We start from the raw sequence: 14637 nt of genomic DNA, 5'->3' as shown, positions 1-14637 counted from the left end.
GGCAAGGCACGCATCTACCACCCGGCATCAGACAATGTGCTTTGGCTGACTTGGCGGCCACTTGCTAGGAAACACCCCCACTGCGCTTCTTCGCCCCGTGGTGCTCCACATAGCTTTTGACGAAGGACACCACGAATTCCCGATCGCGGCTATGCAGCGCCTGCAACAGCTCGCCAACCCCACCCTCGGCATTGGGCACCTCCGTTCCATCCGAAAACAGCGTCCAAGCCTGGATTTGCAATACGTCGCAGACCTTCTCGAGTTGAGGGAAAGAAGGGGCAACAATACCCCGCTCATACCGCGAAACGGTTTCCATCTCGACACCAAGCATCTCAGCCAGCTGGCTCTGAGTAAGACCGAGTGCCTGTCGTCGTTTTTGCATGTTCCGCCCAACGATGACTGACAGCGATCCTTTTGGTGTTCCAGCTTTACTTGTTGCTTTGACCATAGTGCTTCCAATGGTCATCGCCATCGCCACCTTCACGTAGGGCGTATAAAGTCATTATTGACTATTTACGTCTAATTGCGTAAAAATGAATTTATGCTTATGGCAAACCATTTGCCATAAGCAGGAAGGCCACTGAAACGATCATCTAGCAGAACTTGCAGCACCCCGGATGAACTGCCCTCGATGGTCAGAGCTTTAACAGAGAGAAGGAAAGGAAGCACGCCATGGTATTGAGCCCCATGCACCAAGCCAGTTGGCCCGGCTCCACCCTAACCGTTACCGAACTGTTCACCCAATGCCGCCACATAGCGTGCTATATCGATGGCAATCAAAACGGCCTCCCCTTCTCCATCGTGATCGGACAAGCCACCATCAGCCAGCAACCCGAATCGCTGGCCCTGCCGTTCGAAAAATTTCTCGATGCCCAGGCCATCGCCAGACCACTGGCCGGTCTGATCAACCTGACCGTGCCACTGCAGCTGTTCGGGCTCCGCCTGAAGGACGGCCTCCCCGACATCGTCTGGCCGTGGACCGACCACTACCAGACCGTGCTGCAGCACTCGTCCCACACCAGTCAGCTACAGTTCGACCAGTATGAACGTCCCCTGCCGAACCTCTACGCCAAGCAGCTCTACATCGCCCAGCACCGCGACCTGATCTGGTATGACACCAAGAGCTTCGCCAGCTGGGTTATCAGTCATGGGGGCCGCTGGAGCCTGCCATGGAGCCCGGCATGGTATGAGTTTGGGGACCGCTGAAAGGACAGCCACATTGATTGCCTTGTCCTCGTCTTGTTGCGCTTGCTTCGCCATGCAATCGAGGTACGACCTATGGTTTTACTCAACCTTTGTGGGTGTACCACACCATAGAAAACTCAATTTCATGCCAAGTGTTATCAAGGGCCAGGCAAAAGGGAAATTTCCTGCCATAATGCACGGAAAATTCCCAGAGAAGAACATGAAATCTCACACAGACCTCATCCAGCAGTATCTGAACGAAGCCCTCAAGTACTACAGCAAGACGGAGTTGGCCCAACGACTCGGCACCGACCAGAGCACCATCCGCCGCTGGGTAGCTGGCGAAACAGAACCTAAGCCGTATGTGGTAGATAGTCTGAAACATCTACTCCAGCCGTTCGGGCCACAAACACACTCTGGAGAATTCCGCTTTATCGACCTGTTTGCGGGCATCGGTGGTATCCGCAAAGCCTTCGAACACATTGGTGGCGAATGCGTGTTTACCAGCGAGTGGGACAGCTACGCACAGAAAACCTATGCGGCGAATTTCCGCGACGGTCATGAGTTGAACGGCGATATCACCCAGGTCTCAGCTACGGACATTCCGAACCACGATGTGCTGTTGGCAGGCTTTCCCTGCCAGCCCTTCTCGATTGCGGGGGTCTCCAAAAAGAATGCACTGGGCCGCGCCCACGGCTTTGCCGATGAAACGCAGGGCACGCTGTTCTTTGACGTGGCACGCATCCTGCAGACCAAACGCCCGCGTGCCTTCCTGCTGGAAAACGTGAAAAACCTGATGTCGCACGACAAGGGACGCACTTTCGACGTCATCCGTCGCACACTGACCGAAGACCTTGGCTACCACATCCATTACCGCATCCTCGATGCCCAGCACTTTGTACCGCAGCACCGCGAACGGATCGTGATCGTCGGTTTCCGCGACGCTACTCCATTCAACTGGGACGACGTTTTCCTGCCGCCGAAAGGCACCAAGACCATGAAAGACATCCTGCACCGGACGGATGGCAGCGAACCGTACTTGGTACAGGATGGCAACCGCTACTTCGACCACGACAACCGACAGGTCAACTCCAAATACACCCTGACCCCGAAACTGTGGCAATACCTCCAAAACTACGCCGAGAAGCACCGTGCCAAAGGCAACGGTTTCGGCTTTGGACTGGTTGGCCAAGAGAGCGTGGCACGGACACTGTCCGCCCGTTACTACAAGGACGGATCTGAAATCCTGATCGAACAGGGCCCCGGCAAGAATCCACGCCGCCTCACCCCCCGCGAGTGCGCAAGGCTGATGGGACTGGACGATACGTTTGTGATTCCGGTCTCCGATACCCGGGCATACAAGCAGTTCGGCAACTCTGTCGTGATGCCGGTGTTCAAGGCCGTTGCAAATGCAATGAGACCGTTTATCCTGGAACAGAGCTTCCAGCCGGTCATTCCGGATATGTGGAATACCGAAACCACAGCAATTGATCACAAGGAAAGCGAGGCTGTCTATGCAGTACGTTAACCGTATTCCAGATCTGACCGGACAAGACGAGCAAGCAATGCAGTCCTGGTTCGCTGAAATGGACAAGCTGGATTTGCTGTTCCATTCGGAAGACAGGGCAGAACACATAGTGCAAGCAGGAACTGGCCAGCCTTTGTTCAGTGATGCAGAAGCAAGTAAGGCAGAGAGCATCCTGACACGCCTTTTCACCCAATTCGGGGACCAGGTCATCGAGGCGGCCTACCCTTTCTTCATGCGCCGGTCAGGCATTGATCCCGAGTCCTGGCAGCATCTGGCATAGTGACGGACATAGTAGACAAGGCAACCCGGAGCCGGATGATGTCCGGCATCCGGGGCAAGAACACCAAGCCCGAGCTTGTTCTCCGCAAAGCCCTTCATGCAGCAGGATTCCGCTACCGGCTGCATGTCAAAGACCTCCCCGGCAAGCCCGATCTGGTTTTCCCGAAATACAAGGCCGTGATCTTCGTCCATGGCTGCTTCTGGCATGGCCATGATTGCCGCTACTTCAAGGTGCCACAGACTCGTACCGAATTCTGGCTTCAGAAAATTGGCCTGAACAAATCTCGTGACGAAAGACAGCTTACCGAACTCATCAGCCAAGGTTGGCGGGTACTAGTAGTGTGGGAGTGCGCAACAAGATCGAATAAGTCAAGCGATCTGGATATGTTGATTGACTACGTCACGGACTGGCTGCTAAAAGGTTCGTCTACTACCCAGTTAGACGAATCCGGATTGAAGCCCCTGCCATGTTCAACGACAGAATCAGTGACTACTTCGAAGGTGTTGCCGCCAAATACCTGAGCGCCGTGGACGCCGATCCCGGCCGTTCCCACCAGCACGAAATCGGTGGCCTGCCCGCCGCAGGCTTCAAACAATGGCTAGGGACACCGGGTAAAACGGAAGAATTCCGTTTCCGGGCCCGTCAGATCTACATGAGCGATGAATCTGAAGCACCGCTCATCTGTCACAGCGATGTCACTTGGTATGACAGCCGCCGCAAGGTCGCCCACCGCGGCCCCGAATACCGTCTTTACTACTACGACAGCCCTGTCACCGAGCAACTTTCTCCCGGTGACTTTTTCCTCGTTGCCAAACTGAAGGACGGAACCCTGCTGATGGTCTTCGCACCGGCAGGCAGCTCCATCGAAAACCAGCTTCGTACCCTCTTCGGTCTGGGGATGATTGACGAGCGTTTCCGCGCCGGTACGCTGGATACCGTCAGTTTGCTGCTTCCACTACGGCTGATGCTGGAAGATCTGGGTATAGAACTGAACAAGCCGGCCCTTGCTGACGACCAATGGCTTAGCCGGCTCGTGGATACATTTGGTGGAATGGCATTCCCGGGGACCGCAGATTTTTCCCGATTTGCACGAGAGTCCATTGCCAAAGACATGGACCCGATCGCCCAGCCTGATGACACACTGATAAGCTGGATGGACCATGAAGAAAAGCTCTTCCGCATCTATGAACGCCACTTGGTTCAGGACCGGCTCCGAGCCGGTTTTGGGGACCACGGGGACGATGTGGATGAGTTCATCAGCTTCTCTCTCAGTGTCCAGAACCGGCGCAAATCACGTGTTGGCCATGCCTTCGAAGGCCATCTTGACCACCTCTTCAGACTGCACAAACTGAAATTCCAACAAGGCAGAGGAAAAGGGCACGTTACGGAAAACAACGCCAAGCCGGACTTCCTGTTCCCATCTTTTACCGACTACAACAATCCAGACTTCCCTACCGACAATCTCATCATGTTGGGCGCCAAGACCACCTGCAAGGATCGCTGGCGCCAAGTGCTGAGTGAAGCCGCCCGAATTCCGTCAAAACACCTTGTCACACTGGAAGCTGCTATCAGTGAAGCCCAGACCGATGAAATGGCCTCTCACAATCTCAAGCTTGTCATTCCAGCTACAGTTCACGCAACGTATTCGGAAAAGCAAAAGCACTGGCTCCTTGATCTGCAGGAGTTCATTCAACTAACCAAGAAAACGCAAAACTGAATCTAGTGGAAAATCAGAATGACCGAAACAGAATACATAATTGACTGGATACACCGCGTAGAACATGCCCGTAACAAAGTAAATTTCACCAAACGCCTACCCACTTTGCTCACTGAATATTTTTTCGAAAAAGTACTCGCCTCAAAACTGGGGCTTGGAATTAAAAGCGGGCTCTCGACGGGATGGTCTTACGAATACAAGCATAAAAATAATGAACGAATATGGCACAAACTACTCATCGAAGAGAAAAAACTATCACCTGCTGACAAAAAATTCATACAACACGCAGTGAGACACAATCCGGAAGACCGCATATTGTTAACTCATGCAAAAATAACCTCACCAACAAACAAGAACAACATACCATCTATAAAATTTTCCACCCGAGAAATCGGCCTGTTAAATAAGAAAATCACACTATTTGAAGAAACAGAAGAACTTAAACTATTCTGCCAAAATATTAATACCCATACAAACACTTCATTAACAAAATTAAAAACAGCAAAAAGCAATCAACCCGGAATTGATACATGGCTCCACAATATAGCCACTCCTGACTTGCAAAAAATACTTGCCACTCGAATTTTCATGAATTTTTTAGGAAAAAAAGTGGACATTGACTCCCTCATGGAAAATGAGGATGGCAGCATATCTATAATTGAGTTCAAAAGAAAAGATCCAGCAAAGGGCATGAAAGAATTAGAACAAAAACAAATAATGCAATTCATTTACAAAGACCCTGAAGAACAAAAATTTATCTACGACTCCCTGTCATATAAAAAGTCTCTTTGCTTTGGCCTAGATATATCCCATGTAAGAAATGTTGAGTTTTGCGAAAAAACAGGGATCAACTATCACCATATAATATGGGAACATATCGCCAGAAGGCCCGGCCAAATATTTAGCAGCAGCTTTGAATGCACTGAACACCAAATTAAAATATATTCCATCAATTTAACAACAAACCATTTTAGTGGGATAAGCACAACGCATGGCGAAGAGTCTGGAAGTTACGACGATGACGACAGATTTCAGCTAACCATTGAAAAAAAATTGTTTTCAGAGAAAGTCTTAAACACGAAAAGCCAACAATAAAGCACCCCATTATCTCATCTTTTTAAATTTACTCTGAATATAAAGATGGCTCGATCAAATAAATCCCGCCCTGACTACACGACTGCCATTCTTGATTTTGTTAGCGCGGCACCTAGCCGTAATCTTGTTGACCTTGAGGCGATAACCAACCTGTTTCCTACGATCAAAGAGGCTACAGTCCGTAAAAAGGTCAAAGAAGCAATGGCTTTGCACCCTTCATTGTGTGGACGCATCGCAGGTGTTTTTCCTGATACCAAGGCAATCCTCGATGAGATAGAGCGTCAACTCGGCTCCGCTGTTGTAGGAGAAACATTGGTTCGAGCCAACCAGCTCGCAAAGACGTTTGTCGAAGGATTAGCCAATGCATTCGCAAATGACTTCTGTACAAAAGCCCTTAACAACCATATAAATCAAGCAACTGGCGAGATAAGCATTCATTTTAACGAATTAATAACCCATCTTGTGCTTCCCTATGAGGAATATTTAACAAAAAGTGGAAATAGTCTTGTCTCTATCGCTGGAACACTAAATCAGTCTTTACTGGTGAGAGCACTACGAAATTCCGGTTTAACCGATACTCAACCTAGAATTTTTAGCGAAACAGGCACACGAAGTGAAGGAGATATCCAAATTTACTATAGGCCAACTGGCCGAACAGGAGACAGAACTCTGTACGTTGAGGCTAAGAGTTATGCAGCCAGAGAGCGCTTATTACGTGGGCTTGCTGACATGCATGAGCCCAAGGTTGGGGTTGGCTTCTTTAATGACCCAACAGAATTCAATGAGGAGCGAGTTACATCAATTGTGAACTCAGCGCATGCAAAGGCCATTTACATGCCAACAGCAACATATGCTGGCCTAGCACAGGCTTCTCGTAACATAAATATCCCCGGCACGGGCCGGGTATGTCGGAAACTTGAATCCGAGTTTGTTGAAGACATGATTTATTTTACAAGACATGGAAGCATTATAAACCGATAAAAATAATGGTTACACAAAATCAAAAATTATCAACCAAGACGAATGTCTCAACGAATATTGGTTTCTAAGCCTATTTCACGTTTAATCAGCGTTGGCTGTTGGGGAAGGACTACAACGAAAGCAAGACCGCATAGTGTCTGGGGTTACCACACCCGGACCAGATTTACGGCTGCTTTCGCCTCGAGGATGAGGGAAGAGCGCACGGTGAGTGGAGCGGTCGCCCAAGGTAGCGGCTTAGGGCGGCAGGTCGGCCAAAACGGACCTACATCTTATAACCCCAAGAGTCAGCTACAGGCTGCTGCTCAGACATGTGCAACGTCATGATGTATGATTATCAGCTTCTCTTGGACAGAAGCGAATATCCTAAACATGATCGTCGGAATCTTCCTCAGGTACATCAAGACCTATCGTGGTTATAACTATATTCCTCTCGCAAGCGACGACAGGTTCTGCGGTCTTGTCGGAAACAACGGAGTAGGGAAGAGTTCTGTCCTTGAGGCCCTCGATGCCCTGTTCAACGAAAAAGCTCTCAATCTGAACATCGTCACTAAGCGGAGCGGGCTTAGCGAGACCAATCCTCATGTGGTTCCACTATTCCTCATTAAAAAGAGCGACTTGTCCGGAAGCACTGCAGAAATGGCGGAGACCCTAAGCAGGCTGGCAATGGAGATCACGGATGCCGATGTCGGCTCGGTTTCCCATAAAACTCAAATCAGGAAGTTCGTTGCCCACCGTAACTCGCTAGCGTTGGCCTTTCCGATGGATGAGTACTATCTCATTCCCATCGGGATCGACAGAGGACATGAGGTTTCTCTTTCCATGTTCAACTGCAGGAAGCTGGTGGAGCTTCATCTGGGGGCGGAAACGGAGGCCGGAACAACTGCGCTGACCGAGTTCCAGTTGAAGGAGTTCAAGCCGCTGCTGGACAAAATCAAGGCGTCGACCGACTACATCTACATTCCTAAGGAAATCGATTCCGATTCCTTCACCAAGCTGGAAACGAAGGAAATCCAGTCCCTGATGGGAGAAAGCCTGAACCAGATCATCGAAGGGTTGGTTTCGGCTGATGTGATTCGGGACATCAATGGGCAACTGAACAGCTTTCTGGACACCCTCTCCGAAGAGCTTGTCGACTATTCCTACCGGACACGTACCAACCGTCAGCAGAACCTCAAGAAGCAGGATGTCTACAACCTCATCGTCCAAGCGTTCTTCAACATCCGGATGCTGCACAGGAAGCAGGGCGATGCATGGCTGGAAATCAATTCCCTAAGTTCCGGGGAGAAGCAGAAGGCAATCATCGACGTTGCCCACAGCCTTATCAAGAACCATCGTGCGAGCGGGGACAATCTCATTCTGGCGGTGGATGAACCCGAGTCTTCCCTTCACATGTCGGCATGCTTCGACCAGTTCGCTGCACTCTACGAAATCAGCCGTTCCTGCCGTCAGTTGCTATTCGCCACCCATTGGTACGGATTCTTCCCGACCATCGAATCTGGAAGCGCGGCAGTCATCACCAAGACGGGGGAAGAGCACGTCGTTGACCTCATCAATCTCGCCAATCACCGGGAGCAGGTCAGGCAGTTGACTAGAGGTAGCCGGGGAACGCTACCCTACGATGTCAGGCTCAAGAGCATTAACGATTTCGTCCAGTCAATCATCACGAGTTCCATCGGCGAAGACCCCTACAACTGGCTCATCTGCGAAGGCAGCTCCGAAAAGGTGTATCTGTCCAGCTACCTCAAGGATTTGATCACCGAGAAGCGCCTTCGCATCATTCCCGTAGGAGGAGCGAAGGAGGTCAAGCGTCTCTACCAGCACCTTTCGGTTTCCTACGAGGAATTCAAGGACGAGGTAACTGGAAAGATTTATCTCCTGTCCGACACGGATGCGGAGCTGGTCCAGTACGATGTCAGGAACTTCGACAATCTCCATTGCAGGCGGATGGTAACCGCTAGAGCAACGAAATCGGTCTCGCTCGTGAATATCAACTCGAATCCGGTGTCGCCGAAGACTGAAATCGAGGATGTCCTCAACGGGAAGCACTTCTACGAAACGCTGCGGACGTTCGTTCCCGGCAATCACACGCTCGCGTTCCTAAATGGTTACGGGGAGGCGACTGAAGAGCCCTCGTTCTTCGCCCTCGACTTGCGAGACAGCGAACGCGAGGCAATCGAGCGATTCTTTGACGAAGGAAACAACAAGTTCATCTTCGCCGAGAAATACGTTGCCGGACGCACCACGGAAATGGCTGTTCCCGGATGGATCACCGAGATCAGGAACTGGCTGGCCCCCCCCGCTGCATCCCCTACTCGGTGAAGAGTTTCGACAGCCCTGTGATACACAATACCTAGACTTGGACTCTCCTGTCCCTGTCCAAGAACGGTCCTTCAGCTGATTCATGACCAACGTCCGCTCTGGCCGAACACCGGTCCTGCTGGCACTCTGGCTTCATCTCCCGTTGTCTACCATGAAATGAAAATGGCCTCCAATCCTGGAGGCCATTTGCCAAGCTGAGAGCAAAGAGCAGAATCCCAAAAATCTAGAAAAGTGGGAAATATCTAGATATTCGTGGGATCCTACATCTTACACATCAATATTCCGCGCAATCAGCGCATTGCCCTCAATGAAGGCACGACGCGGCTCTACGTTGTCGCCCATCAGCGTGGTGAACACGTCGTCGGCGCCCATCACATCTTCGATCTTCACCTTGAGCAGGCGGCGCACGGTCGGGTCCATGGTGGTTTCCCACAGCTGTCCCGGGTTCATCTCACCCAGGCCTTTGTAACGCTGGATGTTCATGCCCTTGCGCACTTCGGCCAGCAGCCAGTCGAGCGCTTCGCCAAATTCGGCCACCGGCTTGACGGTTTCGCCGCGTTTGACGGTGGCGCCTTCGCGCAGCAGGCCCTTGAGCAGGTCGCCGGTCTTGGCGAGTTCGGCGTAGTCGCCGGAGTCGAGGAAGTCCTGGTCGAGCACGGTCACCATCACGTTGCCGTGCAGCTTGCGGGTGATCTTGATCATCCAGCCGTCGTTCTTCTCGTCGTGCAGCAGGTCGAGGCGGATGAATTCGGGCGGCAGCGCGGCGCTGAGCACGGCGACGGCGTCGCGGGCGGCGTGCTCGGTGTCGAGCGACAGGCGGCCAACGCGCAGCATGGCTTGCAGCACCAGCGGGTCGACCACGCGGCTTTCGCGTTCGATCACGGCACGGGCGAGCAGGAACTGGCGCGCCACTTCGGCCAACGTGTCGCCGGAGAGGGCGGCTTCGCCTTCGGCCGGCACCAGTTCGGCCTTATCGAGTGCCAGCTGCAGCAGGTACTGGTCGAGCTCGTAGTCGTCCTTGAGGTAGCGTTCTTGCTTGCCGTGCTTGGCCTTGTACAGCGGCGGCTGGGCGATGTAGATGTGGCCGCGCTCCACCAGCTCGGGTGTCTGGCGGTAGAAGAAGGTGAGCAGCAGGGTGCGGATGTGCGCGCCGTCGACGTCGGCATCGGTCATGATGATGATGCGGTGGTAGCGCAGCTTGTCCGGGTTGTATTCGTCCTTGCCGATGCCGCAGCCGAGCGCGGTGATCAGGGTGGCGACTTCCTGGCTGGCCAGCATCTTGTCGAAGCGGGCGCGCTCGACGTTGAGAATCTTGCCCTTGAGCGGCAGGATGGCCTGGAACTTGCGGTCGCGGCCTTGCTTGGCGGAGCCGCCGGCAGAGTCACCCTCCACCAGGTAGAGTTCGGACATGGCCGGGTCTTTTTCCTGGCAGTCGGCCAGTTTGCCGGGCAGGCCCAGGCCGTCCATGATGCCCTTGCGGCGGGTGATCTCGCGCGCCTTGCGCGCGGCTTCGCGGGCGCGGGCGGCGTCGACGATCTTGCCGACGATGATCTTGGCGTCGTTGGGGTTTTCCAGCAGGAAGGATTTCAGCGCGTCGCTGATCACTTCGTTGACCACCGGGCCGATCTCGCTGGAGACCAGCTTGTCCTTGGTCTGGCTGGAGAATTTCGGATCGGGCAGCTTGACGGAGAGCACGCAGGTGAGGCCTTCGCGCATGTCGTCGCCGGAGGTGTCGACCTTGGCCTTCTTGGCGGTATCGGATTGTTCGATATAGCCGTTGAGGGTACGGGTCATCACCTGGCGCAGCGCGGTGAGGTGGCTGCCGCCGTCACGCTGCGGGATGTTGTTGGTGAAGCACTGCACCGATTCCTGGTAGGAGTCGTTCCACTGCATCGCCACTTCGACCGTCATGCCTTCCTTCTCGCCGATGGCGTGGAACACCTTGGGGTGCAGGGCGGTCTTGTTGCGGTTCATGTACTCGACGAAGCCGGCCACGCCGCCGGAGAAGGCGAAGCTTTCTTCCTTGCCGGTGCGCTTGTCGATCAGGGTGATGGCCACGCCCTGGTTCAGGAACGACAGTTCGCGGATGCGCTTGGCGAGGATGTCGAAGTGGAATTCGATCTTGCCGAAGGTTTCTTCGCTGGCGTGGAAGGTGACTTCGGTGCCGCGATAGGTGCTGTGGCCGGTGACGGTGAGCGGAGCCACCGCTTCGCCGCGGCGGAATTCCATTTCGTGCACCTTGCCGTCACGCCAGATTTTCAGGCGCAGCCAGTCGGACAGGGCGTTGACCACGGAGACGCCGACGCCGTGCAGGCCGCCGGAAATCTTGTAGCTGTTGCTGTCGAACTTACCGCCGGCGTGCAGCACGGTCATGATCACTTCGGCGGCGGAGCGGCCTTCTTCCGGGTGGATGTCGGTCGGGATGCCTCGGCCGTTGTCTTCCACCGAGATGGAGTTGTCCGGGTTGATGGTGACCTTGATGGTGTCGGCGTGACCCGCCAGCGCTTCGTCGATGGCGTTGTCCAGCACCTCGAACACCATGTGGTGCAGGCCGGTGCCATCCGATGTATCGCCAATGTACATGCCCGGGCGCTTGCGTACGGCATCCAGACCCTTGAGAACCTTGATGCTGTCTGCGCCGTATTCCTGTTCGCTCATAAAACCTTCTCTGTCGTGTGGCAGGTGTCACCGGCGGGGGAGGCCCCCGCCTTCGTCTTCGGCCAACCTGGCGATGTCCGAGGCCGGCCGAAACCGCGTTAGATGCGCATCGGCATCACGATGTACTTGAACTGGCCGTAGTCCGGAATGGTCACCAGCGTGCTGCGGTTGGCGTCGCCAAAGGCCAGCTGCAGCGTTTCGGCCGGCAGGTTGGTGAGCACGTCCAGCAGGTAGTTGATGTTGAAGCCGATCTCCAGCTCGCCGCCGCCGTAGTCGATTTCCAGCTCTTCTTCGGCTTCTTCCTGTTCGCTGTTGGTACACAGGATGGACAGGCTGCCCGGCTTGAGCACCAGCCGCACGCCGCGGAATTTCTCGTTGGCGAGAATGGCGGCGCGCTGCAGCGCGTGCAGGAAGGTGAGCCGGTCGATCAGGAACAGCTTGTCGTTGTCGAGCGGGATGACGCGGTTGTAGTCGGGGAACTTGCCGTCCACCACCTTGCTGATGATGACGGTAGAGCCGAAGGTGAAGCGCACCTGGTTGGCCAGCACTTCGATGGTGATGGGCTCGTCGCTATCCTGCAGCAGCTTGTAGAGCTCGATGATGGTCTTGCGCGGCAGGATCACCTCGGCCTTGGGCAGCGAGGTGTCGATTTCGGCGGCGGCGAAGGCCAGGCGGTGGCCGTCGGTGGCCACCAGGCGCACCTGGTTGTCGTCGGTCTGCATCAGCAGGCCGTTCAGGTAGTAGCGGATGTCCTGCACTGCCATGCTGTACTGCACCTGCGAGATCAGGCGCTTGAGCTCTTTTTGCGGCAGGCTGAAGGTGGCTTCCGGCGTGCCGTTGACCGACAGCAGCGGGAAGTCTTCGGCCGGCAGCGTCTGCAGGTTGAAGCGGCTCTTGCCGGCTTTCAGCGTCAGGCGGTTGTCCTGCTGCTCCAGCGACACGGTGGAGTTGCCGGGAATGGCGCGCAGGATGTCCTGCAGCTTCTTGGCCGAGGTAGTCAGGCGGAACGATTCGCCCGGCAGCGTTTCGGCGCTGGCCGTGGTGATCTGGATTTCCAGGTCGGTGGCCAGAAAGCCCACCGCGCCGTCCTTTTTCTCGATCAGCACGTTGGACAGGATAGGCAGCGTGTGGCGACGCTCGACAATCCCCGTCACCGCCAGCAGCGGTTTCAGCAGGGCATCGCGTTCAGCTTGCAGAATCAGCATGTTCCGGGCTCCCGAAAGTTTTTTTAGTTGCGCAGCATTTGCAGCAGGGTATCGTAATCGTGGCCGATGTCGGCGTCACTGCCGCGCATCTCCGCTATGGTCTTGCAGGCGTGCAGCACCGTGGTGTGGTCACGTCCGCCGAAAGCGTCGCCGATGTTGGGCAGCGAGAGCTGGGTCAGCTCCTTGGCCAGCGCCATGGCGATCTGGCGCGGCCGGGCGATGTCGCGGCTGCGCTTCTTGCTGTGCATGTCGCCCAGCTTGATCTTGTAGTACTCGGCCACGGTCTTCTGGATGGCGTCCACCGTCACCTGGCGGTTGCCGGCGGCGAGGATGTCTTTCAGCGCTTCCTTGACCAGCTCAAGCGAGATGCTCTGGTTGGTGAAGCGGGCGTAGGCCACCACGCGCTTCAAGGCACCTTCCAGCTCGCGCACGTTGGAGCGCACGTTCTGGGCGATGAAGAAGGCCACGGTGTGGTCGAGCTTGATGCTGTCGGCCTCGGCCTTCTTCATCAGAATGGCCACGCGCATTTCCAGCTCCGGCGGCTGGATTTCCACCGTCAGCCCCCAGCTGAAGCGCGAGATCAGGCGCTCGTCCATGCCTTCGATCTGCTTGGGGTAGGTGTCGCAGGTCATGATGACCTGCTTGCCGCTTTCCAAGAGGGCGTTGAAGGCATAGAAGAATTCTTCCATGGTGCGGTTCTTGCCCGCGAAGAACTGGATGTCGTCGATCAGTAGCAGGTCGAGCGAGTGGTAGTAGCGCTTGAACTCGTCGAAAGCCTTGTGCTGGTAGGCGCGCATGATGTCGGCCACGTAGCGCTCGGCGTGGATGTAGCGGATCTTGGCCTGCGGGTTCTTCTGGTAGACGTGGTTGCCGATGGCCTGGATCAAGTGGGTCTTACCGAGGCCGACGCCGCCGTACACGAACAGCGGGTTGTAGGCCTGGTCGCCCGGGTTCTCGGCGATCTGCATCGCCGCGGCGCGCGCCAGCTGGTTGCCCTTACCGGTCACCAGGGTGTCGAAGGTGAACGCCGGGTTGAGCCGGGTGCTTTCGTGCCCGCCGCCGATGGCCTTGACCGCCGCCTGCTTGGCCGGGGTGGCCACGGCCGGGGCCGCGCCGCCGGCCGGTGCGCTCTTGCCGCTCGGCGCGGCCGGCTTGGCCGGCACCATCGCCGGGGCGGCATTGGGGCTGCCCAGGCGCAGTTCGACCGGCACCTCGCCCATCAGCTCCACCGCCAGTTCCTCGATGCGACCGAGGAAACGGTCTTTGATGAACTGCATGATGAAGCGGTTGGGCGCCAACAGCTGCACGCCGTCCTCAGTGAGTTCGGCGGCCAGCGGCTTGATCCAGGTGTTGAACTGCTGTGAAGACAGTTCGCCCTCGAGGCGAGCGAGGCACGCAGGCCAGAATTGATCCAGTTCGGTCATTAAGTACACGCAATAAAAAGCAAAAAATCCCGCCGTTGTCCGTTGTCGCGAAGGCGGGAGATACCGCCGTGCCAGGGCCTCGTGGGCGGCGCGGCGGTCAGTGTTCGGCATGGCGCAGAGGCGCATCCTCCCAGCCGGAGCGGCTAACCTTGCCCGCAGGGGGAAGGTTTCTGTTCAATTCTTACGCAGCGGGTGGGGGGCGCTAAGTTTTGACATTCTAATAGTTTTCCGGAAAGTTATCCACA

General features: G+C 55.3%; 12 protein-coding genes. 8 read left to right on the top strand and 4 right to left on the bottom strand.

Going from position 1 to position 14637, the window contains the following annotated elements:
- Window positions 1-64 precede the first annotated feature (64 nt).
- Window positions 65-472: a helix-turn-helix domain-containing protein gene (locus tag NH8B_RS00045; RefSeq protein ID WP_083844226.1), complete on the bottom strand. Its 408-nt coding sequence runs from the start codon at window positions 470-472 to the stop codon at window positions 65-67.
- Window positions 473-672: 200 nt separating this feature from the next.
- Between NH8B_RS00045 and NH8B_RS00040 the strand changes: the two genes are divergently transcribed.
- The 8 genes from NH8B_RS00040 to NH8B_RS00020 all read left to right on the top strand — a co-directional run bounded on the left by NH8B_RS00040 (window position 673) and on the right by NH8B_RS00020 (window position 9105).
- Window positions 673-1206: a hypothetical protein gene (locus NH8B_RS00040; RefSeq protein ID WP_014085486.1), complete on the top strand. Its 534-nt coding sequence runs from the start codon at window positions 673-675 to the stop codon at window positions 1204-1206.
- 199 nt (window positions 1207-1405) lie between these two features.
- Window positions 1406-2713, top strand: coding sequence for a DNA (cytosine-5-)-methyltransferase (gene dcm / locus NH8B_RS00035; RefSeq protein WP_014085485.1), 1308 nt, complete (start codon window positions 1406-1408; stop codon window positions 2711-2713).
- Window positions 2700-2993: a hypothetical protein gene (locus tag NH8B_RS00030; RefSeq protein WP_014085484.1), complete on the top strand. Its 294-nt coding sequence runs from the start codon at window positions 2700-2702 to the stop codon at window positions 2991-2993. The genes dcm and NH8B_RS00030 overlap by 14 nt, the downstream gene beginning before the upstream one ends.
- Window positions 2993-3514 (top strand): very short patch repair endonuclease, encoded by a 522-nt coding sequence (locus NH8B_RS20300; RefSeq protein WP_083844225.1) that lies wholly within the window; start codon window positions 2993-2995, stop codon window positions 3512-3514. The genes NH8B_RS00030 and NH8B_RS20300 overlap by 1 nt, the downstream gene beginning before the upstream one ends.
- Window positions 3460-4710 carry a type II restriction endonuclease gene (locus NH8B_RS00025; protein ID WP_014085482.1) on the top strand — a complete coding sequence of 417 codons (1251 nt, stop codon included), beginning with the start codon at window positions 3460-3462 and terminating at the stop codon, window positions 4708-4710. The genes NH8B_RS20300 and NH8B_RS00025 overlap by 55 nt, the downstream gene beginning before the upstream one ends.
- Window positions 4711-4728: 18 nt before the next feature.
- Window positions 4729-5805, top strand: coding sequence for a hypothetical protein (locus NH8B_RS20660; RefSeq protein ID WP_014085481.1), 1077 nt, complete (start codon window positions 4729-4731; stop codon window positions 5803-5805).
- A 45-nt stretch (window positions 5806-5850) separates the two neighbouring features.
- Window positions 5851-6786 (top strand): hypothetical protein, encoded by a 936-nt coding sequence (locus tag NH8B_RS20655; RefSeq protein WP_014085480.1) that lies wholly within the window; start codon window positions 5851-5853, stop codon window positions 6784-6786.
- Window positions 6787-7113: 327 nt separating this feature from the next.
- The gene (locus tag NH8B_RS00020; RefSeq protein ID WP_198408185.1) at window positions 7114-9105 is read left to right on the top strand and encodes an AAA family ATPase; all 1992 of its coding nucleotides are present in this window, start codon (window positions 7114-7116) and stop codon (window positions 9103-9105) included.
- A gap of 267 nt (window positions 9106-9372) precedes the next feature.
- Here NH8B_RS00020 and gyrB read toward each other — a convergent pair whose 3' ends face one another.
- The 3 genes from gyrB to dnaA form a co-directional block, all read right to left on the bottom strand.
- On the bottom strand, window positions 9373-11763 hold the full coding sequence (gene gyrB, locus NH8B_RS00015) for a DNA topoisomerase (ATP-hydrolyzing) subunit B (RefSeq protein WP_014085477.1): 2391 nt from the start codon (window positions 11761-11763) through the stop codon (window positions 9373-9375).
- Window positions 11764-11861: 98 nt separating this feature from the next.
- Window positions 11862-12968 (bottom strand): DNA polymerase III subunit beta, encoded by a 1107-nt coding sequence (gene dnaN, locus NH8B_RS00010; protein ID WP_014085476.1) that lies wholly within the window; start codon window positions 12966-12968, stop codon window positions 11862-11864.
- Window positions 12969-12991: 23 nt separating this feature from the next.
- Window positions 12992-14392 (bottom strand): chromosomal replication initiator protein DnaA, encoded by a 1401-nt coding sequence (gene dnaA, locus NH8B_RS00005; protein WP_014085475.1) that lies wholly within the window; start codon window positions 14390-14392, stop codon window positions 12992-12994.
- Window positions 14393-14637 lie beyond the last annotated feature (245 nt).

This window comes from Pseudogulbenkiania sp. NH8B (assembly GCF_000283535.1).
GTDB classification, from domain to species: domain Bacteria; phylum Pseudomonadota; class Gammaproteobacteria; order Burkholderiales; family Chromobacteriaceae; genus Pseudogulbenkiania; species Pseudogulbenkiania ferrooxidans.
Note: the sequence above shows the minus strand (reverse complement) of the source record. Positions and strands in the feature narration are given on the sequence as shown.